We start from the raw sequence: 24416 nt of genomic DNA on the forward strand, positions 1-24416 counted from the left end.
CGTGTCCGCCTACATCCTCGTTGCCGACCCCGCATTCCTTCGCGCGAGCGTCCGAGCCTACTACGACCGGGTCGACGAGATCGTCCTGTCCTACGACGCAACGTCGACATCATGGACAGGGACGCCTCTCCCCGTTGCCGAGTGCCTGAGGATCATCGACGCTCTCGATGTCGAGGGGAAATGCCGGCATCTGCCGGGGAGCTACGCCCGGGTGAGGGAGCACCCGCTGGATTGCGACACGTATCAGCGGCAGGAGGCCCTTGATGCCGCATCCCACGACACCGACTGGGTGCTCCAACTCGATACCGACGAGGTGATGCTGGACCCGGGCGCGTTCTTCGGCGCGCTTGAACGCGCCGACGCGACGGGCGCCTCCGGGCTCGACTATCCGTCGCGCTGGCTGTATTCGAACGTCGGAGACGACCTCTTCCTGGAGTCCAGCACCCGCTTCTGGCGCGCCCGAGCCAGCTATCCCGGCCCGATGGCGGTCCGCGCAGGGACCCGCCTCAGTCTCGCGCGTCAGGCAGATGTCCCGCTGCATCGTGTGGACTTCCGGCCGTGGAACACCGATCCCGCGCACCCTCACACGGCACCCGTGCATGCCGTCATTGCGCCGTCAGCGGGTATCGCACATTACTCATGGGTTCGCGACGACGAGACGATGCAACGGAAATTCAGATGGTCCGGTCACGCCGAAGCATACTCGAAGCCCGAAGTGTACCGCCGATGGGCGGGCAGGCAGCGGAGGCCGCTGCTCACCGCGCTTGGCACGCCCGCCCGTCGGGACGACTGGTTCCGGCTGTCGCACATCTCGGAACCTCGGGAAGAAGCATGATCCTGCGCGTCAGCGTCGTCGTCGCGACATATGGAAGGCCGAACCACATCCGCACCTGCCTCACCCGGCTCTCGGAGCTGATCACTGCCCCGTTCGAGGTTGTCGTGGTCGACGGCTCACCGGATACGCTCACGAGAGACGTCGTCGCGGAATTTCCCGACGTGGCATACCTGCGCAATGATCTCGGACGCGGGACGACACCCGAATCGCGCCAGATCGGCTTCGCCGCGACCACGGGCGAGGTGATCGCCTTCGTGGACGACGACGCCTTCGTCGAACCGGAGTGGCTGGATGAGCTCGTAGCCGGATACTACGACTCCGCCATCGTCGGAGTCGGCGGGCGCGCGCTGAACGGCATCGAGGGCGAGGATACCAGGGGACTCGACGAGATCGGGCGGCTCTTGCCGGACGGCCGGCTGACGGGCAATTTCGCGGCCGATCCCGGACGGATCGTCGATGTCGACCACCTGCTCGGCGCCAACATGTCGTTCCTGCGCAGTGCGATCGATGCAATCGGGGGCATCCGGGGCAATTACCCGGGGACGTGCCTGTGCGAGGAATCCGATATTTCTCTGCGGCTCGCGCGCGCGGGAGGTCGGCTCGTGTTCGCTCCGCGAGCGATCGTGCACCACGTCGCCGCCCCGTACGGCATCGGCGGCAGACGGTTCGACCGGCGCTGGCTGTACTATTCGCGGCGCAACCACATCGTGATGCTGGCCCGCGTCTTCGGCTGGACGGACGTGCGGATCCCTCGGTACGTGGGTGCGACGCTGCGCGGGCAATCGACGTATCTGCGGCTCGCCGGGCAGCGTCTGCTCGCCCGCGACCCCGACCAGCCGGACGGCTCGCTGCGCTCGCGGGCGCGGTTCATTGGAGCACTCACCCGATCGGGTGCCGAACTGGTCGGCCTTGCGGCGGGATTCCCCGCCGCGTTCTTCGCGCGTGGACAGGATCGACGTGGCTCCGGTGTCCGCTGAGGCTCCCTCCGTCAGCATCGTCGTGGCTCCACGCATCGGACACGACGTCACACAGTGCCTGCGGGCAGTCGCAGCGCAGACCGCGACACGGGACGACATCCTGCTGGTGGGCTCCGGTTCGGACGCCCTCATGCAGCTGATCAGCGAGTTCCCGAACGCGCGCCTGGTGCCGGCGCCGCTGGAGGCAACGGTGTCCGAGCGCCGGCGTCTGGGTGCGCGGACAGCGACGCGGGACATCGTCGCCTTCCTCGACGACGACCTCGTCGTGGACGCAGGCTGGCTCGCAGCATTGCGCGAGGCCGCCGCTGACGTCGCCGTGGCGGCTTTCTGTGGCCCGGTCCGAGTCGGGCGAACCCCGGTGGGGGTCACGTATCGTACGAACGAGATCGGCCGTATGCTCGCCGACGGGCGGCTCACCGGCGGGTTCGACCTGGACCCGGGGCAACCGGTCGACGTGGACGATGTTCCCTCAGCGAACTACGCCGTGCGCCGCACGGACCTCGACGCCGTCGGCGGTATCGATGCGCGCTTCCCGGACGCCGGTCGCTACGCCGACACGGATCTGGCCGTCCGTCTCCGTCTGGCCGGGCGACGCATCATGTACATCCCCGAGGCCGCCGGCGCCCGCCCCACTCCGCCACATCGACGCGTCAGCCTGCGCTCGCTGTATCAGCGACGGCGCGCCCACATGACGATGCTCGCCGCGCGGGTGGGGGTCTTCAGTCCGACCGCCCGGTACTACGCGGCCGGTGTGCTTCGTGACCAGCGGCAGCGGCTGCGTGAGGCCGCCGTGCTGACCACCGCGTACCGGGACCGCGCGGACGGCACCCGGCGACCATGGCGCCGTCGGCTGGACGCCCCGGTTCCCGTAGCGGCGGCTGCGATGGAAATGGCCGGCATCGTCGCAGGAGCCGTGCAGGGCACGAGGTGGCGACACGCCTCGAGGCGCCCGCGCGGCTGACATGGTCACGTTTGTCTGACACAATGGACAGGTCCGCGATTGGTCTGGATGCTGGGGCATTCTATGGCGATCTGTATGCCAAGCCGAACGGGCAGGGGGATGGCATCATGTCATGGAGTGGGGATCGGAGCACGACATTCGCGTCGCGCTCTGAGGTCGCTGTGGAGTCCTTCGTGCCGTCAGCGAATGGCTATACATGGAACGCTGACCGCCACGCGTTTGAGCACGTTTACTCGCGTGACATCCAGCTATTCGTGATCTGGGCCGCAGCCCGCCGCTACGAAGAGCAGATCACCGAAATGATCGCAACGGAGTTCAGAGTTCTCGCCCGATTCGAGGTCCGGTGGAGCCAGGAACGCCTCGTGAACAACTTCGAGCGGTTGTATGCCACGGGCGTCGGCCTCGGCTCTGGAAAGGAAGAGGACGTCGGCACCGGTCCGTTTCTGCTGATCGTCGCAGAGGATGCCGACCCGGTATATCAGTACCGACGAAACGTTTCGGGCTTCTTCGAGATCACCAGCACTCGGGCGGCCCGTGTGAAGCGCGCCGCCCGCGAGTTGGCCGGGGGTTACACGGTGCACTCCAGCAACCGGCTCGAGGAGTTCTTCCGCGATGCGACGCTGATGCTCGGCCCGAATCGCTTGGACACGGTATTGGCGAGACCGATCTCGAACGACCTGCCTGCCTGCGACGTGCTGCACGACGATCTTGTCGGCGCCAACGGCTGGCGCGACCTGACCGAGGTCATCGAGGTGCTGCGACGCGCTACGGAGTACCTCGCACTGCGCGGTTTCACCGAGCTTCCCGGCAGCCTCAGCGTCGATCCTGAAATCGATGTGTTGACGCGCGAGAGACTCGATTTCGCCGCGATCGTCAACGCGAAGGGCGACCCGTCCGGCAGCGCAGTTCGCACCGTGATCGACGGTTCGGAGGTCATCTTCGACGTGCGCGAGGTGGGTGACGGCTACTTCGACGCCCGGTGGCAGGATCGGATGCTGCAGCGACGCGTCGTCCCAGGCGACGCGATCGCGCAACCCCGGCCCGATGACCACTTCTTCTCGCTCCTCTACCACACCAAGATTCAGAAGACACACGTCAAGCCGGCGCATGCCGGGACGCTTGCACTGCTGGCGGAGCAGCTGGATCTTCCCGTGGACATCGCCGCCGGGATCACCGAGGACGAGGTGGCCGCCGCCGCCCTCGACGGCTACTTGACCGGCCATCGTTACATCGTCCCGCAGCCCAGCGACTTGGATGTCGAGCGCAACGCGACGTTCACGCAGGCCCTGCGGATGACGCCGGTGGAGCCGTCTGTCGCGCAGGTCGTGCGCACCTACCTGTGGTCGCGCCTGCGGTATTCGCGGATGGGGTCACGGGCCGCCGAATCTGATCGCCTACGCGCAGTGGTCCGCCGTATGCGCGGCTGGCGCGCCCGGGGCCGCGCGGTGCACTCATGAGTTCGCGCGATTCGGGCGGGGTAGGCCCCGCACAAGACCCATCCGCCCTGGATGAGCGTCCGTTCGCACCACTCGGACGGCCCGAGCGAGACACCGGCCGCCGCACAGCGCTGAGCCGCCTGCGGGGTCGCATGCAAGTGATGCGCCGATACGGCGTGCCGTTCTTCTGCGAATTCGTCGGTGACCGTGAGACCAACGCAACGGTGTTCCTCACGCGGCGCGGGAAGCGTCTGGTGGGCAAGTACTTCGTCGATACACCGCGAGCGCGTGCAGAAGTGGCTGCCGAGCGAGAGAGCTGGGCGGCTTTCAGCACTCGCCCGTGGCGAATGCCACTCGTGCGGATTGACGAGCGCCGCATCCTCGCGCCCCGAATCCACGACGAGAACCGGCTGGATGTCCGTGCGCGCGCCATGAGCCATGACGAACGGGTCGGCCTCGGATCGTGGGCGGTCGACGTGCTTCTGGAGATCTATCTGAGCGGTCATCTGCACGGCGATTTCCAGCCGCACAACCTGTGGTTCCTCGACGGTCGACCGGTCGTGACGGACTGGGCCACCTTCGCCAGACGCACCCCGGGCATCTCGTTCTTCGAATCCGCAGATGTGACCGGGTATGACCCCGCGTACGAGCGGAGGTTCGACCCCGCCTTCGACCCCGCCGACCCCTGGTCCTTCTACTGCGCACTGGGCGTGACCCTTGATGAGTCGGTCGCCCGGGCGCGCCAGGAACTGCGTGACGCTCCTGATGGACATCATGACACGGCTCGCAAACTGGCCGCGCTGGAAGGACAGCCGACATGAGTCACGCCCACAGGGGCGCTGCACGGACCGTCGGTGCAGCGCGCCTGGTCCCCCGACGCATCATCGAGTCATCCGACCGGCCAGCCGGATCTTTTCGTGCGTACTCGCTCGGGAGAGGATTCCTGCCCACGGTGCTGCTGCGCGATCTGGGCATCTTCTGCGTCGACACGGTGTCGCCCGTCACGGCGCTGACCTACGACGACGGTCCCGACCCACGGTCGACCCCGAAGGTGCTCGACGTATTGGAGCGACATGGGGCGACCGCGACGTTCTTCGTGCTGTCCGGCGCCGCGCAGAAACACCCCGATCTTGTCCGCCGCATCGTCACGGACGGCCACGAGATCGCCCTGCACGGCACCGACCACCGATCCCTGCTGACCCGCACGACTGCCGATGCGACCAGGATGGTCCGGGCGTCGCGAATGATCGTCGAGGATCTCGCCGGTGCACGCGTGCGCCTCTACCGCCCCCCCTACGGGGAGCATACGGCCGCACAGGGACGTGCGATCCACCGGCTGGGACTGCGCACGATCATCTGGTCCGGACATGCCGAGGACTGGGTGGACGCACCCCCATCTGATGTCGCCGGCCGTGCCGTCATGAGCGTGTTCCCAGGTTCGATCGTGCTGCTGCATGATACACGCGCCGACCCCGAGACACTCCAGCCCGGTGAGCGGATGCCCGACTTCGATCGGGGCGATGTCTTGGACCGGGTTCTGCAGTCCATCCACGCCGATGGATACTCGACCGCGACGGTATCGGACATGATCAGTCGATATCCGATCGTGCACAGCATGGCCAGAGAGAGGATGCGCCAAGGATGACAGATGATCCACTGGCTGCGCGGGCGATAGCGTTCTATCTGCCGCAGTACCACCCGATCCCCGAGAATGATGAGTGGTGGGGGCCGGGCTTCACGGAATGGACGAACGTCACCCGCGCGAAGCGACTGTTCCCAAGCCACAAACAGCCACATCTGCCCGCAGACCTCGGTTTCTACGATCTCAGACTGCCTGAGGCGCGGGAAGCCCAGGCAGCGCTGGCCGCGGAATACGGTATCGCCGCATTCTGCTACTGGCACTACTGGTTCGGCGCGGGAAGCCAGATCCTGGAGCGCCCGTTCGCCGAGGTGCTGGCCAGCGGTAGCCCATCACTGCCATTCTGTCTCGGCTGGGCGAACGAGTCCTGGTCGGGGGTCTGGCATGGCGCCCCCGGTCGCATCCTGCGCGAGCAGACCTATCTCGGCGCCGAGGATGATCAGCGACATTTCGACGCTATCCTTCCGGCCTTCCGCGATGAGCGGTATTTCCGCGTCAATGACAAGCCCGTCTTCTACGTGTACCGGCCGCATCTCCTGCCGGACGCACCCGCATTCGTCGAGCGATGGCAGGTAATGGCACGTGCCGCAGGCTTGGAGGGCCTGTATCTCGTCGCCGAGGTGACCGATAGCTTTGGGCGGTGGATGCCCTATACGTCCGCGATCGAGGATGGATTCGATGCCGGTGTCCACATGCGACATCCTGCAGACGTTCATGGCGTGCGTGGATTCTCGATGCGCGTGATGCGAAAGCTGCGTCAACTCGAGGTGTACCCATACTCGACCCGCGACGAGCTGTGGGACCAGGTGCGCGCCCACCCTCAGTGGCAGCCCGCGGTGCTGCCGAACTGGGACTCCACCCCCCGCTCACATCGACGCGGGTTCGTTCTCACTGGGGCCACACCAGAGCGCTTTGCGACGAATGTCGCGGCTGCTGTAGAGACACTGCAGGATCGCCCGGAACAGGAACGACTGCTGTGGGTGAAGTCGTGGAATGAGTGGGCCGAGGGCAACTACCTGGAGCCCGACCAGGAGTACGGGCGCCAGTGGCTCGAAGCCTTGCGTGAGGGGCTGACGCGGCGTGGACGATGAGTCCGCCACTTCACGTGGGCGCGGCGCGACGGCGATCGTGTCCGTCATCATCCCCGCATTCAACGCCGCAGACACTCTCGGTGAACAACTCGATGCATTGCAGCGACAACGCGAAGCGCCGGAGTTCGAGCTGCTCGTCTGCGACAACGGTTCAACAGACGCGACGACGACGATTGCCCACGCATGGAGAGACCGATTGCCACAACTGCGGCTCGTGGACGCGTCGGCGCGTCGGGGTGCGTCGGCCGCCCGCAACTATGGCGCCGCTCAGGCCCGATCCGACATCCTTCTGTTCTGCGACGCAGACGACGTCGTTGACCGAAACTGGGTGCAGATCATGGCGGCTGCCACGTCCGAGCATGGTTTCGTCGCGGGTCTGACCGAACACGCCCTGCTCAACCCGCATGCAGCGTGGGACGGTGGCTGGGTCGAGCCCGCTTATCGCGAGGGATTCCTTCCCTGGCTGCCGGCAGCCGGGTCTGGGAACTTGGGCATACGGGCCGAGATATTCACAGCAGTCGGCGGGTTCGATGAGACGCGGCCGAGCGGCGAGGATGCGGACCTCAGTTGGCGCGTGCAACTGGCCGGGTACCCTCTCCACCAGGAGTGGGGGGGTGTCGTGCACGTGCGCAAGCGGGAGGGGTTCCGCGCCACGTTCCGCCAAGGCTTCCTCAAAGGCGTCGCGGTGCACCAGCTCGAGCACGACTACGCCCAGGTGGCGTCAGCATTCCGCAAGGCCGCTTTCGCTGTCCGGCGCACCGACAGCGAGCCCGCCCCGCGTCGTGCACATCGCTTCGGACGGCTCGGACGGATGCCTCGTCGCCTCTTGCGCGTGCTGCGGCAACCGTCGCAACTTCTTCGCGAGTGGGGTGTCTTCGCTTCGTGGCTGGGACACCGGTTCGGACCCATCGACCGGACGCGCCCACAGGTGGCATCCGAAGACGTCGCCTCCTTCCTCGGCAACTGATCACGGCGTTGCCAGCGCCACGATCTCGGTCGCCGTGAGGGCACGGTCGTACACGCGCACGTCGTCGAGCGCACCTCTGAACGGGTACCCTCCCGAGGGCTGATCGGCCATGACCAGCGGTCCGGAGTTCGTCCCGATCGCCCCGGGCCCGGGAGCCGACGCGACCGCGGCGCCGTTCACATACAGAGTCATCGTCGTCCCGTCATACACCGCTGCCAGATGCACCCACGTCGAGCCATTCGCGGGAATCGCCGTCGGCGCATTGACCCGGTACGTGTTGCCCGAGGTCGCCTGGTTCAGTCGAAAGAACGGTTTCCCCGTGTCCGCCAACGACAGTTCATACCCGTTGACCGTGTCGATGTCGGCCTTCTTCACGAGGTATTGCGTTCCCGTCGCATCGCTGCGAACCCAGGCGGCTACCGTCAGCGCGTGCGTCATATCCAGCGACGCACTGTCGGCGACCGTCACTCGACCGGTGAGTCCGTCGAATGAGAGCGCGCCGCCGATCTTGCCGGTCACGTGCTGCACGCCACCCGAGATCGTGCCGGTGTTCCCCGTGCCTGATCCGTCCGCCACGACCGTCCCCGAGGTCTCATCCATCGGCCACAGGCCAACGCTTCCCGTCGCCGTGGGAGTCGGAGTCGGAGTCGGAGTCGGGCTCGACGTCGGACTCGGCGTGGGCGTGGGCGTGGGTGACGGTGTAGGCGAGGGCGAGGGCGAGGGCGAAGGCGAAGGCGAAGGCGAAGGCGACGGTGTCGGTGACGCCGTGGGCGTGGGCGAGGGCGTCGGTGACGGCGTTGCGGTAGGCGTAGGCGACGGGCTCGCGCTCAAGCCGGACGACGCCGGCTCTCCCGCCACCACATTATCGATCTGGGCGGCGGTGAGCGCACGGTCGTAGACGCGTGTGTCGTCCAGCGCTCCTTGGAACGGATAGTCGCCGGACGGCTCGCCGCCGAGTGTCAAGGGCAGACCGTTGGCCGCGATCGACGGCGGCCCGGGGATCGACGCAACAGGAGCGCCGTCCACATACAACGTCATGGTAGTGCCGTCGTAGACCCCCGCCAGGTGCACCCAGGTTGTCCCGTCGGCAGTGATCGCCGCCGGTGCGTTCACTCGATATGTATCTCCGGATGTGGCCTGGTTGAGGCGGAAGAACGGCTTGCCGGAACTCGCCAACGACAGTTCGTACCCGTCGGTGGCGTTGACGTTCGCCTTCTTGACGAGATACTGGGTCGCGGTCCGACCCGCACGGACCCATGCTGTGATCGTCAGAGCGCCGGCCTGATCCAGCGAAGAACTGTCTGCGACGGTGACGCGACCCGTCGACCCGTCGAAGGCCAGCCCGTTGCCGAACTCCCCGGGCACGTGCTGGACACCGCCGGAGATCACGCCGTTGTTGCCGGAACCGGACGCGTCACCGACGGCCGATCCCGACGTCTCGTCCATGTTCCAGCGGGCCACGGAGCCTGGATCCACGATCGTGGGCATCGGTGTCGGGCTAGCGGTCGGCGTCGGGCTCGCGGTCGGCGTGGGCGTCGGACCCGCCCCCTCCCCAGCGAGCGTCGCGATGTCTGCGGCGGACAGCGCGCTGCCATACACGCGCACGTCGTCGACCCCGCCCTGGAAGGCATAGGTGCCGCTCGGTTGCCCGCCGATCGTCAGCGGCAGCGAGTTCGTCGCGATGCCGGCGGGTCCGGCCCCGGATGCCGCGAGCACGCCGTTGACGTACAGCTTCATCGTGCTGCCGTCGAAAGTGGCCGCCAGATGCGTCCAGGTCTTGCCGTTTGCCGGGATCATGCTCGGATCGTTGATCCGGTAGGTGTTTCCAGACGTCACCTGATTGAGCCGGAAGAAGGGCTGGCCGGTGGAGGCCAAGCTCAACTCGTATCCGTCCACGGTGTCGGAATCCGCCTTCTTCACGATGTATTGCGTGCCCAGGATCTCCGGTTTCACCCATGCTGAGATCGTGATCGTGTTCGGACTGAGGGCCGCCCCATCGGGGATGACGACCTGTCCGGAGGCGCCGTCAAGACGAAGGGCGTGGCCGCCGCCGACGCCATCGATCCATGTCGCATTCCCCTGGACGGTTCCTGCATCATGCCAGATCGACTGGTCTCCCACGGACGTGCCGGTACCCTCGTCCATCTCCCAGTCGCCCGCGAGTCGGTTCGAGTCGGTGACGCCGAGCGTGACGGTCCCGGTGCCCGACCAGGCACCCGTGCCGATGCGCGACTGGTAAGAGAACGAGTCGACGCCGGTGTAGCCGGCCGCCGGCGTGTAGGTGAACGACGTGGGCGTCGGCAGCGTCACAGTGCCGTGTGCGGATGCCTTCACGATCTGCGTGCTCGTCACCATGCCGCCGGAGACGTTCAGATTCGCGGTCACCGGATGCCCTGTCGTGGTGATCGCCGTGGAATCGCCGGCCATCGGAACACCGGCTGCGGTCCACTGCAGCATCGCCGTCCCGGCGGTGCTCGCGCCCCCGGCCATGACCATGACCGATCCAGGTGAATTGCGCTTCGCGCTCGTGACGTTGTTGTACGCACCGCTGATGGCGACGGTCGCCGGCTGGGAGAAGTCCGGTGCGCTCAGCGACGTCGTCTTCACCATGATGTCGTCGAGGTACTCGGTGTTGGTGTACAGCACCCGCAGCGTGTTCGTGGCCTCGTCGATCAGGACGATCGGCCGCGTCGGCTCGTTCGTGCCGGACGGGTGGACGGCGACCGTGCGGAACGGATCCCAGGTGCCGTTGGGGTGACGCACGAGCAGACCGATCGTGGGATCGCCGACGGTGTCATAAGAGGTCTTCACTGCCGCGTACAGCGTGCCGTTCGAACTCACCTTGACGTTCAGGTGATCGTCTGCCAACCCTCGTCCGGCCGCGAGTCCGGGGAAGTCGGGACGCTCGAGCGGCGACCAGACCGTGGGGTCGGCGCCGTCCACGTGGTAGCGGAATCCGAACGATTTGGCGTTCTGGTCGGAGAAGAGCACACCGACGGTGTGGTTCGGCATGGCCACGACGACGGACTGGTCCCCCACCTGCACGCCGGACGCGATGTTCACTGGGCCTGAAAAATTCGCATATGGCGGATCCGACCAGTACTCGAACACGTCATAGCCGTCACCTGCGGACATCCACATGCGGCCTGTGGAGTCGACGTCGATGGTCGCGGTCTCGACATCCGATACCGTGGCGGGCAGGATCGTCGGCGTGGCCCGGCTCGCCCATGGCACGTAGGAGTTCGTCGTCGAGTCGTACTGCATCGAGATGAGCTGCGGTTGCACGGATCCGGACGGAGGGGTCGGCGGCGACGAGATCCCGTCGTAGAACGCCGATGACGAACCGTGGATCAGCACGTGCACGACGTCGCCGACGGGCAGGACGTCCGCCTCGACATCCGTGTGGGTCGTCAGCAGAGCGACGGCCGCCCAGCCGGCGGTGTCGTGACGCCAGATCCAGGTGCCCGCGGGTGTCGTGCTGGTCGACGGGATCACCGCCCACCAGGTGCCGTGCGCCTGCCACAGCTTCGATTGCGGCTTCTGCGCCGTCGTGCCGACGAGCGGGATCTGCACCGCGGTGTACGGTTCGGCGGAGGGCGTCTGCGCGGTGGTCTGAACCGACTGCCAGGACAGCACCACGAGACCGGCCGTCGGCTGCGTCTGCGTCGACGCGGCCTGCACCGAGTACGTCGTGTCCGTCGTGGCTGCGACGGTCACGGACTGGCCCGTCGCGCCGGTGGCCACCACGGGTCCGGTGGCGCCGCCCTTGCGCACCACCAGCCGTACCGGGACCTCTGAGCCGGAGGTCGCGAAGGTGACCTTCTTGTCGGCCGGCGCCCGCCAGGACCACCACAGCGAAGCCTGGGCGACCTTGGCTCGGTGCGGGTCGCGGGGGAAGTTCGGCAGGATGTCCTGGCCATGTGCTCCGCCGATGGCCTTGGCGTCATCTGGGTTGGACTGCGGGACCGGATTCGGATTCGCAGTCTCGCCCGGATCCGGGGCGCCGGCGACCAGAACCGGGGCACCGGCCGCTTCGGGTATCGTCCCCGGTGCGAAGCCGACCGCTGAGAACACGAGAGCGGCTGCGGCACCGGTGGCCGCAATGGGCACACCGAACCGCAACCAGAGCGCCACCCGGCGCTGCGACTTCTGCGGTGCCGTTCCGGCGGCCTTAGCTTGCGCGCGACGGCGCCGACGATATCCCGCCATGTCCCCAGACTCCCCAAACTCCCCTACGCAGTACTCCCACACACCGCTGGCTCATCGTAGCGCGGACACACGCGTGATCACAAGGGAACGACGAGCAGACTCCGGAGCCTCCGGCGGGAACGATCACCGTTGCGGAGCGGCCTGCGTCAGCACGGCGGCTTCGTCTGACCCCGGCCGCGACGCGGTCGGGGTCCGTGGGCGACAACGTCGGTTGCAACGACGGCGGGTGCGAGGACTCCAAGGCACAGCAGCGCCGTCAGCCCGGGGCCTGAGATCAGCAGCGCTGACAGCCACGCCACCGGAATCACCGCTGCCCACAGCACTGCGGCGCCCAGGCGGAGTCGATGCGCACGGACACCGCCCTCCCCCGCCCGCGCCAGCCACGGCGCTACGACACCAACCAGCAGCACGGCGCCGACAACGTCTGAGAGCCGGTGGGCGTATGACGCCACCGAGGCAACGGCCACCAGCAGCGTGAGCGCCACAGCAGCCCAGGCGGCCAGTCGCCGCGCGGTGCCAGCCGGGCACAGCCGTACCGCGACCAACGCGAAGGCGAACACCAGTACCACGTGTCGACTCGGGTAGGAGTTCTGGGTGTAACCGAATTCACCCAGGTAGGGACGACTGAACACGAGATCACGCAGTGGCCCGGTCACACCGAGCACAAGCAGGGTCAACAGGGCGCAATATCCCACCTCACGCCAGCGGCGAAGCATCAGCGCCCATCCCGCCACGGCCACGGTGAGCAAGATCGTGACCGTCGGCAAGACATAACGCACCGCACCCAATGCCGATCGGGCTCCCGTGCCCATCCACGCGAACATGCTCATGCTCTCGGCGTCGCGCGTCTGCCCCGGAACCGTGCGCACTGCCAGCAGATAGAGCAGCACGAGCGCCATCGCGAACGCCACCGACCAGGCGAGGCGCACACCGACCTCATTTCGCGCGACGCCCCAATTCACCGCGACCCGCCGCTGCTCAGACGCGTGCCAGCTCCTCTTCGACGACGGCATGCAACCGCCGGATGAACCGCTCTTCGCTGAACAGCTCGGCGTGAGCCCCGATGGCGGGCGCATCCCACCTCCGCGCCACGAGCAGACTGACGGCATCGGCAATGCCGCCGACCGTCGGCTCATCGAAGAACATGCCGCTGACCCCTTCAATCACCGTGTCGAGGTAGCCCCCGTCGCGCAGCGCCGCAGTGGGCTTGCCGAAGGCGGCTGCCTCCAACGGCGTCAGACCGAAGTCCTCGTAGGATGCCGCCACCAGACCCGTGCAGTTCTCATAGAGCCAACGCAACTGCGCGTCCGCCACGCGGCCGGCCAGCAGAGTGTGACCGACCCGGGCCGCCTGTTCTTCCAGCCGAGCACGCTCGGGCCCGTCGCCGACGACAACGAGGTTGAGCCCCGGGATCTGTCCGACGGCCTCGATCACCTGGGCGACGTTCTTGTACGGGAGCAACCGCGCCACACACAGCACGAACGGTTCACTGACCCCCACGACGGGTTCGGCCTCGCCCTCGGCGAAGAGATTCGCCGGCGGCGGCGGCAGCACCTCGGCCTGGATGCCGTACACCTCGGCCACCGCACGCTGGACCACCGTCGAGTTCACCAGGTAGCGGTCCGCGGACTCCGCGGCATGCTGATCCCAGTCGCGCAGGCGCGGTCCGAGCATCCGCACCGCACCCGTCACCGCCCGCGAGCGCATGGCTGTGCCCTCGACGGGGCCGGCATAGCGGTCGGTCTGATACAGCCAGCGCGCAGGCGCATGGCAGTAGACGACCTTGCGTCCCGTCGTGCGGATCCCATGAGCCCAGCCGCTGGAGCTGGCCAGCATGACGTCAGCATGGACGATCGGACTGTTCGAGACAGCGCCGGCCAGCCACGGCAACGCGAGCCGATGATGCTTTCGCAACATCGGCCAGCGATTGATCGGCATGGGCTGCACGTCCACCGACCCGAACTCGGGGAAGGTCCCCGGCAGATCGTAGAGGGTCGTGTGCAATGCCACACCCGGATACGCGCGCGTCATCGACAGCGCGACTCGTTCTGCGCCCCCGCGCTGCGTCACATAATCGTGCGCAAGCGCGACCACAGGCTCCCCAACAGCCACTTGTTCCCCAGATATTCACTTTGCGAGCGATCCCATCGCTCTCTTCCCCCAGTGCCGAACCTGGTCCCACCCGGATCGGCCGAAGCATCCCACTGCCTCTGTGCCCACACCTTACCGCCCGTGATCGGAATCGGCAATCGCTGAACCCGCGGCTGCGGCTCGGCGTCACAGGCCGCGCGCTGCCGCCGCGAAGGTGAAGTCGCCGCCGGTGAACAGGTTCAGCAGCAGCACCGCGATCGCGCGCACGCCGACGACGACGCCGGCGACCGTGATGCCCTTGCCGCGACGCCTGGCCCGGCTCGGCCCGACGCGCGCGTTGTCGTTGAACGTCATTCCGACACGGTACCGCCCGCTGCGCCGGGCGACCGGCAGCGACCGCCTACAGCTCTCCCGGTGAGACGGCCTGCGAATCGAGCTGCTCGGCGACCTCGCGTGCGGTCGACGTCTTCGCGCCGGCCTTGCGCGGCGCATAGACCACCAGCGAGTGGAACATGAAGCGCACGATGAACGCCAGCACCAGCGTGATGGCCGCCGCGATGATGCTCGACAGGTGCCAGGTGTTCACCAGCAGCGCGATCACCGGGATGCGCACCAGCGCCTCGCCGTTGTTGAACCCCACCGACTTCGCGAATCGCGACCAGATGCCGGATGCCTCACCCTTCATGTCCTGGAAGACGAAGCGCTCCTGCAGGATGAAGTTGCCGATGATGGTCACTTCGGCGCCGATGATCGCCGCCGGGATGTAGTGCATGCCCAGCTCGATCAGCGCCCACATGATGGCGAGGTTCGCGATCGCGCCGAGGCCGCCGATGATGGCGAACAGCGACATCTTGCCGAACCGCAGGCCGGTCAGCTGCACCAGGAAGTTCACGCCTTGCCGAAATGATGCCTTCGACTCGCCGGCGAACCGGTCGGCGAACCGGAACGGCACCTCGGCCACGCGCAGGCTCTTGCGGGCCAGGATCTCGAGCAGGATCTTGAAGCCGCGCGGCTTCAGCCCCGCATAGTCCACGGCACGCCGATCCAGCAGGAAGAAGCCGGTCATCGGGTCGGACACGTCGCGCAGTCGGATCGGGAACATCGCCTTGGTGATCATCGTCGACGCCCGCGACACGAGCACCCGGGTGCGATCGGCCAGCCCCTGCGCCGACCCGTCGTGCAGATAGCGGGATGCCGCCACCAGATCGACGTCGCCGGCCGCGAACCGGCGCAGCAGGATCGGGATGTCCTCCGGCGGATGCTGCAGGTCGCCGTCCATCACCAGGCACAGGTCGTTCTGCGCCGCGCGCATGCCCTCGACCACCGCACCGCCCAGTCCCCCGGTCGCCACGTCGCGATGGATCAGTCGCACCGGCAGCGGGGCGGATGCCGCGACCTCGTGCACCACGTCGGCGGTGGCATCCGTGCTGTCGTCGACGAAGACGATCTCGGCGTCCACGCCCGTCATCGCCGCGGCGATGCGACGCACGAGCTCGGTCACGTTGGGCGCCTCGTTGTACGTCGGGACGATGATCGACAGCTGCATGGGTCTTCCGGTTCTGGGCGGCGCGCGGGCAGCGCACCAGCATCCATCGTCCCATGCCCGGCCGGGTATCGCACGGCGACGATGGCGAATGCACAGCGATCGCTTATACCGTCTCAGCCTCCATAGGCTCCGACGCGGGCCGCGGCATCCGGCGACGTCACAGCTGCGGGCTGGGACAATAGAGGCATGACGACTTCAACTGACACCATCACGATGTTCGGCGCCGCCTGGTGCGGCGACTGCCGCCGCACGAAGAAGCAGCTGGACTCGCTGGGTGTCGCCTACACGTACGTCGACCTCGAGGCCGACCCAGCCGCGGCCGACGTGGCGCGCGACATCTCCGGCCGCACGAACATCCCTGTCGTGGTCTACCCGGATGCCTCGCACCAGGTCGAGCCGTCCAACGCGGATGTCGAGTCCAAGCTGCGCGAGCTCGCACTGATCTGAGACCGGACGGCCTGAGTAGGCTGTCAGCGTGGACGACGGCGTCGAGGGCAATACCCGGACGATCGAGGAGTCGGTGGTCACCGACTTCGAAGATCGGATGACCTACAGCGGATATCTGCAGCTGAGCACGCTGCTGGACGCGCAGCATCCGCTCAGCAACCCGGAGCACCACGACGAGCTGCTGTTCATCGTGCAGCATCAGACCACCGAGCTGTGGCTGAAACTGATCCTGCATGAGCTTGAGGCCGCGTGCGCGCTGCTGCGCGCGGACGAGCTGGCCCCGGCGCTGAAGTGCGTCGCGCGGGTCAAGCACATCCAGAAGTCGATCACCGACCAGTGGTCGGTGCTGGCGACCCTGACCCCGACCGAGTACGCCCAGTTCCGCGGCGTGCTGGGCAACGCCAGCGGATTCCAGTCCGCGCAGTACCGCGCCGTCGAGTTCACCCTCGGCAACAAGCACGCCGGGATGCTGAGGGTGTTCGCGTCCGATCCGGCGAGCCTGGCGCTCGTGCGGCGGGCGCTGGAAGCGCCGAGCCTGTACGACGAGTTCCTGCGGCTGCTGGCCCGCCGCGGCCACGCCGTGCCCGCCGCGGTGCTGGAGCGCGATGTCACCGAGCCGTGGCGGTTCACCGCCGAGCTCGTGCCCGTCTTCGGCGCGATCTACGCCGACCCGGCCGCGCACTGGGGCGCCTACGAGACGTGCGAGGAGCTCGTCGACCTGGAGGACAACTTCCAGCTCTGGCGGTTCCGCCACGTGAAGACCGTCGAGCGCATCATCGGGCACAAGCGCGGCACCGGCGGCTCCAGCGGCGTCGACTTCCTCAAACGCGCGCTGGATCTGACCTTCTTCCCCGAGCTGTACGCGGTGCGCACCGAGATCGGACGCTGAGATGAGCCACCCCGACGCCGAGGCGCTGCAGGCGCTGCTCGGCCGCACCGCCCGCTTCTGCCGACGCGGACAGACCGGCGACGTCGGCACCGCCCTGGCGGCATTCACCGACCACCACGTGCACCTGCATCTGGTGGACGAGCACGCGCTGCCCGCGCACGGCGTCGCCGCCGTCGTCGACCTGGGCGGCGACCCCGCCTTCTTCGCACGGCACCCGAAGGATGGCATTCCGCATGTGGCATATGCCGGCGCGTTCCTGACCGTGCCGGGCGGCTACCCCTCGTTCGAGTCCTGGGCGCCCCCGCAGATCATGCGCATCGTGACGTCGCCGTCGAACGCGCCGGGCGCCTCGGGCGGCGCGCGCACCCTCGTCGACGAGATGGCCGATGCCGGGGCATCCGTCGTCAAAATCGCGCTGAACCGGGCCGTCGGACCGGTGTTCGACATCGCGACGCTGCAGGCGGTGGTCGACGCCGCGCACGGTCGCTCGCTGCCGGTGATCGCCCATGTGGAAGGCGACGGGATGACCCGACTCGCTCTGGATGCCGGGATCGATCTGCTCGCCCATGCGCCGTTCTCCGAGCCGCTGGACGAGGAGCTCATCGCCCGGGCGGTCGGCGCCGGGCAGCGCTGGATCTCGACGCTGGCCATCCACGCCGACCCGGCGATCGCGATCTCGAACGTGACCGCGTTCACGGCCGCCGGCGGACGGGTGCTGTACGGCACCGACCTCGGCAACGGCAACCGACCGAGCGCCCTGGACGTCGCCGAGCTGCACGCGCTGCACACGGCAGGGGTGCGCGGGCCGGCGCTGATCGCGACGCTCACCGACCCCTGGCCGCGGCCCGAGCCCGAGACCGGCGTGGCCACGTTCGTGCCCGGGCCGCCTCCGAAAGGCCCGGACGGCATCGCCGCGTGGCTGGGCGGCGCCGTCGTCGTGCCGGCGGAGGAGCTGATCACGGATGGCGAGTGAGGCGCTGCCCGCCGCCGACGGGCCGGCCGAGGCATCCGCCCTCGACGCCGCCGACCCGCTGCGGGCGCACCGGGACGCGTTCGTCGGCGCGCAGACGCCGCTCGTGTACTTCGACGGCAATTCGCTGGGCCGGCCGCTGCGCGCGAGCGTCGACGGCGCCGCCGCCTTCGTGCGCGACGAGTGGGGCGGGCGGCTGATCCGCGGCTGGGATGAAGAGTGGATGTCGCTGCCGGTGACACTCGGCGACCAGCTGGGCCGGGTGTGCCTCGGCGCCGAGCCCGGGCAGACCGTGATCGGCGATTCGACCACGGTGCTGCTGTACAAGCTGCTGCGCGCGGCGTTCGACGCGGTGCATGGGAGCGACCCGGCGCGGGTGCAGATCGTCGTGGACCGCGACAACTTTCCCACCGACCGGTACCTGGTCGAGTCCATCGCGGCTGAGCGCGGCGGGCAGGTGCGCTGGATCGAGGCCGACCCGGACGCCGGCGTCACCGCCGATGCGCTGCGGGCTGCGGTCGGCGGGCAGACCGCAGTGGTGCTGCTGAGCCACATCGCCTACCGCTCCGGATACCTGGCCGACGCGGCGGACCTGACCCGGATCGCTCATGACGCCGGCGCCCTGATCGTGTGGGACCTGTGCCATTCGGTGGGCGCGGCGCCCGTCGACGCCGACGCGTGGCAGTTCGACCTGGCCGTCGGCTGCACCTACAAATACCTGAACGGCGGGCCCGGCGCACCGGCGTTCGCCTATGTCGCGCGCCGCCACCTCGGTGTGCTGGATCAGCCCATCCACGGCTGGATGGGCGCCGCGGACGTGTTCGCGATGGCCCCGGAGTACGCGCCGGCGTCGGACGCGCGCCGGTTCCTGTCGGGCACGCCGCCGATCACCGGCATGCTGCCGCTGCGCGACGCGCTGGCACTGATCGAGCAGGTCGGCATCAGTGCGATCCGGGCGAAGTCGGTGGCTCTGACCGAGTTCGCGATCAGGCTGGCCGATGCCTGGCTGGCACCGCTCGGGGTGCGGGTCGCCTCGCCCCGGGACTGTGCGCGGCGGGGCGGGCACGTCACGCTGGCGCACCCGGCGATGCGCGCGGTGACCGCGCGGCTGTGGGCGCAGGATGTGATCCCGGACTACCGCGACCCCGACGGGCTGCGGATCGGTCTGTCGCCGCTGTCGACGTCGTTCGCCGAGGTCGCGACCGGCCTGCAACGCGTCGCCGAGGCGCTGCGCGAGCTCGGCTGATATGTAGCCGCGGCCCGCGGCGGGCAGAACTCCTCCCATCCGCGCCCGGAGTGGGCCTGGCGCGGGCTCTGGAGGCCACAACCGTCGGTTTCGGAGGAGTTCCGCCCGCCGGGCGGGGCAGCCAGGCGACACCGGAGTCTGACATCCGGTCGCAGTGGCCGTGCCACTGAGTCCCACGCGTAGACTGAAAACCCGCCGCACGAAGGAGAGCGTCGTGACGACACCTGCCACCAGCCCGACACCGCCCGCGAAGAAGAGCCGTGGGAGTGCTCCGGCTGCGGCCCAGCCGGAGACCGAGGCCAGGACGGCAGCGAGCACGAAGGCCGACTCGCAGGCCACCGCGAAGCCCGAGACCGCGGCCAAGCCCACACCCGCAGCCAAGCCGAAGGCTGCTCCCTCGAAGGCATCTGCCACCGCGGCGAAGGCCGCTCCCCGGAAGGCATCTGCCACCAAGCCGAAGGCGCTACCAAAGGCGGCCCCGAAGCCAATGGCGGCGGCGAAGGCGGCACCGCCCGCGACTTCGAAGGCTGCTCCCTCGAAGGCATCCGCCACGGCGACCGCGGCGAAGCCCGAGACCGCGGAGACGACGGCCCCGAAGCGCAAGACCACGCCGAAGCCGCGGGTCGCCGAGGCGGCAGCGACCGAACCCGCCGACACCCTCCCGGACGCCATCCGCGAGCCGCTGGATGCGGCGATCGCCCAGGTGCAGGACGGCGCGCGCGCCTGGAGCAGTCTCACCGGCGAGCAGCGCATCCGGCTGCTCGAACGCGTCCGCGCGGCAGTCGTGGCTTCGGCCGAGGAATGGGCGATCACGGCAGCACGGTCGAAGGGGCTGAACGAGTCCCACCCGCTGGTCGGCGAGGAATGGCTGTCCGGCCCCTACTCCCTGCTCGGCGCCCTGGACGGCTACATCGCCACGCTGCGCACCCTCGCCGCCGGCAAGAGCCCGCTCGACGGTGTGCGCACCGACCTGGTACCGGGCCGGCGGCTGCGCGCGCACGTGTTCCCTGCAACGCGGATGGATTCTCTGCTGCTGTCCGGCTTCACCGGCGAGGTGTGGATGCAGCCCGGCTACACGCTGGCCGAGGCCCGCCTCGAGGCGGGGCTCGGTCAGCGCGATCGGTCCGCTCGGGCGACGGCCGGGCTCGTGCTGGGCGCCGGCAACATCACCTCGATCCCGCTGCTGGACGTGCTCTACGAGCTGCTGGCGGCCAACCGCGTGTCGGTGCTGAAGGTGGGCCCTACACAGGACGACCTCGTGCCGGTGTACGAGCGGGTGCTCGCCCCGCTGATCGAGCCGGGCTTCCTGCGCATCGTGCGCGGGGGCGGGGACGTCGGTGCCTATCTGACCCGGCATCCGGCCTTCGAGCACATCCACATCACCGGCTCGACGACCACGTTCGACGCGATCGTGTGGGGCACCGGCGTCGAGGCGACGCGTCGCAAGAAGGCCGACGACCCGAAGCTGACCGTCCCGATCACCGCCGAGCTGGGCGGAGTCGCCCCGATCATCGTGGTGCCCGGTGAGTGGACCGACGACGACCTGGCCTATCAGGCGTCGCACATCGCGACCATGCGCCTGCACAACAGCGGGCACAACTGCATCGCCGGCCAGGTCGTGATCGTGGGCGCGGACTGGCCGCAGCGCGAGGCGTTCCTGGCGGCGCTGCGGTCCGCCTACACCGCGGCGCCGCGTCGGCCGGTCTGGTACCCGCGCAGCGACGAGAAACTGGCGCGCGCACGCGCCGATTATCCGGATGCCGCATGGAGCGCCGACGGCACCCGGGCGCTGATCGACATCGGCGCCGGCGCGGATGCGACCGCTCTGGAGACCACCGAGTACTTCGCCCCGGTGCTGGGCGTGGTCGAACTGGCCGGCAACGGCCAGGAGTTCCTCGACGCCGCCGTCGCGCACGCCAACGAGAAGCTGGCCGGAACGCTCGGCGCGAACGTGCTGATCGACCCGGCCACCGAGGCGGTGCTGGGCGACGGATTCGACCGGGCGATCGCCGAGCTGCGCTACGGCGGCATCGCGATCAACGGGTGGACCGGTGTCTTGTTCGCCACCCCGATCCTGTCGTGGGGCGCCTACCCGGGTGCGACCGTGCAGGACGTCGCCAGCGGCGTGGGCGTCGTGCACAACTCGCTGCTGCTGGCCGGCGTGGAGCGCTCGGTGCTGCGCGGCCCGTTCCGGCCGTTCCCGCGATCACTCGGCGGCAAGAACCGGTTCTCGGTGCTGCCCAAGCCGCCGTGGTTCGTCGACTCGCGCACCAGCACCCTCGTCGCCGAGGGCCTGACCCGCTGGTACATGGACCACAGCGTGCCGCGCCTGTTGGCCACCCTGACCCGGGCCATGCGATCCTGACCGACGGAGCACCATGACAGACGCCCTCGAAGCCGACTACGTGATCGTCGGCGCCGGATCCGCCGGAGCGGCCCTGGCCGCCCGACTGTCCGAGAACCCCACCACCTCGGTGCTGCTGTTGGAGGCCGGCGGACCCGACAAGGCGCTCGAGCTGCACATCCCGGCGGCGTTCTCGAAGCTGTTCCGCGGTGGCTACGACTGGAACTACGACACCGTGCCGCAGCCGCAGCTCGAAGGCCGCACGGTGTACTGGCCGCGCGGCAAGACGCTCGGCGGGTCGTCGTCGCTGAACGCGATGATGTGGGTGCGCGGCTTCCGCGCCGACTACGACGCGTGGGCGGATGCCGCCGGACCGGCATGGTCGTGGGAGTCCCTGGTGCCGTACTTCCTGCGGGTGGAATGCACCGCAGACCCGGCCGACCCCACACAGGGCACCGACGGCGCGCAGCCGGTCGAGCATCAGCGCGACCCGCGGCCGCACACCGCCGCGTTCCTGGCCGCCGCCGCAGAGGCCGGCTACCCGGTCACGGCGCCGAACCTGCCCGACGGGCAGGGCTTCTCGCAGACCATGGTGACGCACCACCGTGGGGCACGGGCATCCACCGCCGACGCGTATCTGCGCCCGGCCCGCCGCCGGCGCAACCTGCGAGTGATCACCGGCGCGCTGGTGCGACGGGTCACGTTCGCAGAGGGCGCCGACGCGCAGACGCCGCGGGCGACGGGCGTCTATGTCGACATCGACGGCGTGACCCGGCAGGCCCTCGCGCACCGCGAGGTGATCCTCTGCGGCGGGGCGATCAACACGCCGCAACTGCTCATGCTCTCGGGCATCGGGCCGGCGGCCCACCTGGCCGAGCACGGCATCACGGTGCGCGTGGACGCGCCCGACGTCGGCACGAACCTGCAGGACCACCTCGTCGCGGGGCTCGCCCCCGCCGCGGTCGGCGGCACGCTGTACACCGCCGAGAAGCCGGCGCAGCTGGTCGCCTACCTGACCCGGCGCAGGGGGATGCTGACCTCCAACGTCGCCGAGGCGTACGGCTTCGTGCGCACCGGCGTCGCCGACGAAGTCGGGGCGCCCGACGACCTGCCCGACATCGAGATCATCTTCGCGGCGGCCCCGTATGTCGGCGAAGGCCTCGTGCCGCTGCCGGCGGAGGGGCTCACGGTCGGTGCGATCCTGATCCAGCCGCGCAGCCGTGGCACGATCCGGCTGGCCTCGGCCGACCCGGCCCGGGCGCCGCTGATCGACCCGGCCTACCTCTCCGACCCGGACGGTGCGGACGCGCGCACGATGCGCGCCGGACTCGCCGTCTGCGAGCGGCTGATCGACACCCCGGCGCTTCGTGCGGTGCTCACCGGCGGATGGGTGCAGCCGGAGGACGCCGGGTCGATGAGCGCCGACGAGCGGGACGAGCTGTCGCTGCGCCGCTATTCGCACACCCTGTACCACCCGGTGGGCACCGCACGGATGGGGCAGGACACGGCATCCGTCGTCGACCCCCGGTTGCGCGTGCGCGGAGTGCGCGGACTGCGCGTGGCCGATGCATCCGTCATGCCGACCATCATCCGCGGGCACACCAACGCCCCGTCGATCGTGATCGGCGAGGTCGCGGCAGACCTGATCCGCGGCCGCTGACCGGCAGCGCCGGAGTGGTCAGGCCGCGAAGCGGTCGGTGGCGGCGCGCAGCGCGCGGGCGATGCCGGGCTCGGATGCCGCATGCCCGGCATCGGGCACGACCTGCAGCTGCGCCTGCGGCCACGCACGGTGCAGGTCCCACGCCGTCATGATCGGGGTGCAGACGTCGTAACGGCCCTGCACGATCACCGCGGGGATCTCGGCCAGGACGCCGGCGTCTTCGATCAGCTGACCCTCCCGCAGCCACCCGCCGTGCACGAAGTAATGGTTCTCGATGCGGGCGAACGCCACGGCGTGCTCGGACCGGCTGGCTTCGTCGACCCGCTGCGGATCGGGCAGCAGCGACACCGTGGCCGCCTCCCAGCGCGTCCAGGCCAGGGCCGCCGGCACGTGCACGGCGGGGTCCGGGTCGGACAGCCGCCGGTGGTACGCCTCGATCAGCCGCGATCGCTCAAGCACCGGGATCGGCGCGAGGAAGTCCTCCCACAGGTCGGGGAACAGCACTGCGGCGCCGCCCTCGTAGAACCATTCCAGCTCGTGGGAGCGCAGCGTGAAGATGCCGCGCAGCACCAGCTCGGTGACCACGTGCGGGTGCGCCTGCGCATAGGCCAGCGCCAGCGTGCTGCCCCATGATCCCCCGAAGACCTGCCACGCGGCGATGCCGAGGTTCTTGCGCAGCAGCTCGATGTCGGCGACCAGGTGCCAGGTCGTGTTGCGGCTCAGGTCGGCGTCGGGCGCGGAGGCGTGCGGCGTCGATCGGCCGCTGCCGCGCTGGTCCATCAGCACGATCCGGTACCTCTCCGGGTCGAAGAAGCGCCGATGCCAGGGCGCCGTGCCGCCGCCCGGGCCACCGTGCAGAAAGATCACCGGTTTGCCGTCGGGGTTTCCGCTCTGCTCCCAATACACCCGGTGGCCGTCGCCGACCACCAGCATCCCGTCGCCGTACGGCTCGATCGACGGATACAGAATGTCGTCAAGATGTGTCAGACCACTCACAGCTTCCCCCCGACGTCCGCATATTCTTTGAACGTCATGCGTTCACGCTACCCGGTGATCGCCGCCGGCGCGGGGATCCTGGCGCCGCGCCCCGAAGGCCCGGCATTGCCGC

Annotated in this window: 20 protein-coding genes; 14 read left to right on the forward strand and 6 right to left on the reverse strand. The window is 68.9% G+C overall.

The window, feature by feature from the left end:
• Window position 1: 1 nt before the first annotated feature.
• From ABD705_RS00140 to ABD705_RS00175, 8 genes are all read left to right on the forward strand, one after another.
• Window positions 2–835 carry a hypothetical protein gene (locus ABD705_RS00140; RefSeq protein ID WP_344779295.1) on the forward strand — a complete coding sequence of 278 codons (834 nt, stop codon included), beginning with the start codon at window positions 2–4 and terminating at the stop codon, window positions 833–835.
• Window positions 832–1812 (forward strand): glycosyltransferase family 2 protein, encoded by a 981-nt coding sequence (locus ABD705_RS00145; RefSeq protein ID WP_344779296.1) that lies wholly within the window; start codon window positions 832–834, stop codon window positions 1810–1812. Before ABD705_RS00140 ends, ABD705_RS00145 begins: the two co-directional genes overlap by 4 nt.
• Window positions 1813–1834: 22 nt before the next feature.
• Window positions 1835–2773, forward strand: coding sequence for a glycosyltransferase family 2 protein (locus ABD705_RS00150; protein WP_425562000.1), 939 nt, complete (start codon window positions 1835–1837; stop codon window positions 2771–2773).
• 23 nt (window positions 2774–2796) lie between these two features.
• Complete coding sequence (locus ABD705_RS00155) at window positions 2797–4230, forward strand: hypothetical protein (protein ID WP_344779298.1); 1434 nt, start codon at window positions 2797–2799, stop codon at window positions 4228–4230.
• Window positions 4231–4370: 140 nt separating this feature from the next.
• Entirely contained in the window at window positions 4371–5030 is a 660-nt protein-coding gene (locus tag ABD705_RS00160) for a hypothetical protein (RefSeq protein ID WP_344779299.1), read from the forward strand.
• 131 nt (window positions 5031–5161) lie between these two features.
• Complete coding sequence (locus tag ABD705_RS00165) at window positions 5162–5854, forward strand: polysaccharide deacetylase family protein (RefSeq protein ID WP_344779300.1); 693 nt, start codon at window positions 5162–5164, stop codon at window positions 5852–5854.
• On the forward strand, window positions 5851–6939 hold the full coding sequence (locus tag ABD705_RS00170) for a glycosyltransferase WbsX family protein (protein WP_344779301.1): 1089 nt from the start codon (window positions 5851–5853) through the stop codon (window positions 6937–6939). Before ABD705_RS00165 ends, ABD705_RS00170 begins: the two co-directional genes overlap by 4 nt.
• The gene (locus ABD705_RS00175) at window positions 6929–7906 is read left to right on the forward strand and encodes a glycosyltransferase family 2 protein (protein WP_344779302.1); all 978 of its coding nucleotides are present in this window, start codon (window positions 6929–6931) and stop codon (window positions 7904–7906) included. Before ABD705_RS00170 ends, ABD705_RS00175 begins: the two co-directional genes overlap by 11 nt.
• On the opposite strand, the gene ABD705_RS00180 is transcribed toward ABD705_RS00175, so the two are convergent.
• From ABD705_RS00180 to ABD705_RS00200, 5 genes are all read right to left on the reverse strand, one after another.
• A complete protein-coding gene (locus ABD705_RS00180; protein WP_344779303.1) occupies window positions 7907–12115 on the reverse strand; it encodes a LamG-like jellyroll fold domain-containing protein in 4209 nt (1402 codons plus the stop codon).
• A gap of 146 nt (window positions 12116–12261) precedes the next feature.
• On the reverse strand, window positions 12262–13044 hold the full coding sequence (locus tag ABD705_RS00185; protein ID WP_344779305.1) for a phosphatase PAP2 family protein: 783 nt from the start codon (window positions 13042–13044) through the stop codon (window positions 12262–12264).
• Between the two features lie 49 nt (window positions 13045–13093).
• On the reverse strand, window positions 13094–14125 hold the full coding sequence (locus tag ABD705_RS00190; RefSeq protein ID WP_344779307.1) for a glycosyltransferase: 1032 nt from the start codon (window positions 14123–14125) through the stop codon (window positions 13094–13096).
• A 267-nt stretch (window positions 14126–14392) separates the two neighbouring features.
• Window positions 14393–14560 (reverse strand): hypothetical protein, encoded by a 168-nt coding sequence (locus ABD705_RS00195; protein WP_344779309.1) that lies wholly within the window; start codon window positions 14558–14560, stop codon window positions 14393–14395.
• 46 nt (window positions 14561–14606) lie between these two features.
• On the reverse strand, window positions 14607–15752 hold the full coding sequence (locus ABD705_RS00200; protein WP_344779311.1) for a glycosyltransferase: 1146 nt from the start codon (window positions 15750–15752) through the stop codon (window positions 14607–14609).
• Between the two features lie 186 nt (window positions 15753–15938).
• Here ABD705_RS00200 and ABD705_RS00205 point away from each other — a divergent pair, with 186 nt between their 5' ends.
• The 6 genes from ABD705_RS00205 to ABD705_RS00230 all read left to right on the forward strand — a co-directional run bounded on the left by ABD705_RS00205 (window position 15939) and on the right by ABD705_RS00230 (window position 23308).
• On the forward strand, window positions 15939–16199 hold the full coding sequence (locus tag ABD705_RS00205) for a glutaredoxin domain-containing protein (protein ID WP_344779313.1): 261 nt from the start codon (window positions 15939–15941) through the stop codon (window positions 16197–16199).
• 28 nt (window positions 16200–16227) lie between these two features.
• Window positions 16228–17088, forward strand: a complete 861-nt coding sequence (gene kynA, locus ABD705_RS00210) for a tryptophan 2,3-dioxygenase (RefSeq protein ID WP_344779315.1) — start codon at window positions 16228–16230, stop codon at window positions 17086–17088.
• A gap of 1 nt (window position 17089) precedes the next feature.
• A complete protein-coding gene (locus ABD705_RS00215; RefSeq protein WP_344779317.1) occupies window positions 17090–18061 on the forward strand; it encodes a hypothetical protein in 972 nt (323 codons plus the stop codon).
• Entirely contained in the window at window positions 18051–19304 is a 1254-nt protein-coding gene (locus tag ABD705_RS00220; protein ID WP_344779319.1) for a kynureninase, read from the forward strand. Before ABD705_RS00215 ends, ABD705_RS00220 begins: the two co-directional genes overlap by 11 nt.
• A gap of 214 nt (window positions 19305–19518) precedes the next feature.
• Window positions 19519–21669: an aldehyde dehydrogenase family protein gene (locus ABD705_RS00225; protein WP_344779321.1), complete on the forward strand. Its 2151-nt coding sequence runs from the start codon at window positions 19519–19521 to the stop codon at window positions 21667–21669.
• A 13-nt stretch (window positions 21670–21682) separates the two neighbouring features.
• Window positions 21683–23308 (forward strand): GMC family oxidoreductase, encoded by a 1626-nt coding sequence (locus ABD705_RS00230; RefSeq protein ID WP_344779324.1) that lies wholly within the window; start codon window positions 21683–21685, stop codon window positions 23306–23308.
• Between the two features lie 18 nt (window positions 23309–23326).
• Here the strand turns inward: ABD705_RS00230 and pip are convergent, their stop codons facing one another.
• Window positions 23327–24304 (reverse strand): prolyl aminopeptidase, encoded by a 978-nt coding sequence (gene pip / locus ABD705_RS00235; protein ID WP_344779326.1) that lies wholly within the window; start codon window positions 24302–24304, stop codon window positions 23327–23329.
• Between the last annotated feature and the right edge of the window lie 112 nt (window positions 24305–24416).

Source organism: Microbacterium kribbense (assembly GCF_039537285.1).
Lineage (GTDB): Bacteria > Actinomycetota > Actinomycetes > Actinomycetales > Microbacteriaceae > Microbacterium > Microbacterium kribbense.

Coding starts and splice junctions, on each gene's coding strand:
- ABD705_RS00145 (WP_344779296.1), top strand. CDS start 832: ATGATCCTGCGCGTCAGCGTCGTCGTCGCGACATATGGAAGGCCGAAC.
- ABD705_RS00155 (WP_344779298.1), top strand. CDS start 2,797: ATGGACAGGTCCGCGATTGGTCTGGATGCTGGGGCATTCTATGGCGAT.
- ABD705_RS00160 (WP_344779299.1), top strand. CDS start 4,371: ATGCGCCGATACGGCGTGCCGTTCTTCTGCGAATTCGTCGGTGACCGT.
- ABD705_RS00170 (WP_344779301.1), top strand. CDS start 5,851: ATGACAGATGATCCACTGGCTGCGCGGGCGATAGCGTTCTATCTGCCG.
- ABD705_RS00180 (WP_344779303.1), bottom strand. CDS start 12,115: ATGGCGGGATATCGTCGGCGCCGTCGCGCGCAAGCTAAGGCCGCCGGA.
- ABD705_RS00195 (WP_344779309.1), bottom strand. CDS start 14,560: ATGACGTTCAACGACAACGCGCGCGTCGGGCCGAGCCGGGCCAGGCGT.
- ABD705_RS00200 (WP_344779311.1), bottom strand. CDS start 15,752: ATGCAGCTGTCGATCATCGTCCCGACGTACAACGAGGCGCCCAACGTG.
- ABD705_RS00205 (WP_344779313.1), top strand. CDS start 15,939: ATGACGACTTCAACTGACACCATCACGATGTTCGGCGCCGCCTGGTGC.
- ABD705_RS00215 (WP_344779317.1), top strand. CDS start 17,090: ATGAGCCACCCCGACGCCGAGGCGCTGCAGGCGCTGCTCGGCCGCACC.
- ABD705_RS00220 (WP_344779319.1), top strand. CDS start 18,051: ATGGCGAGTGAGGCGCTGCCCGCCGCCGACGGGCCGGCCGAGGCATCC.
- ABD705_RS00230 (WP_344779324.1), top strand. CDS start 21,683: ATGACAGACGCCCTCGAAGCCGACTACGTGATCGTCGGCGCCGGATCC.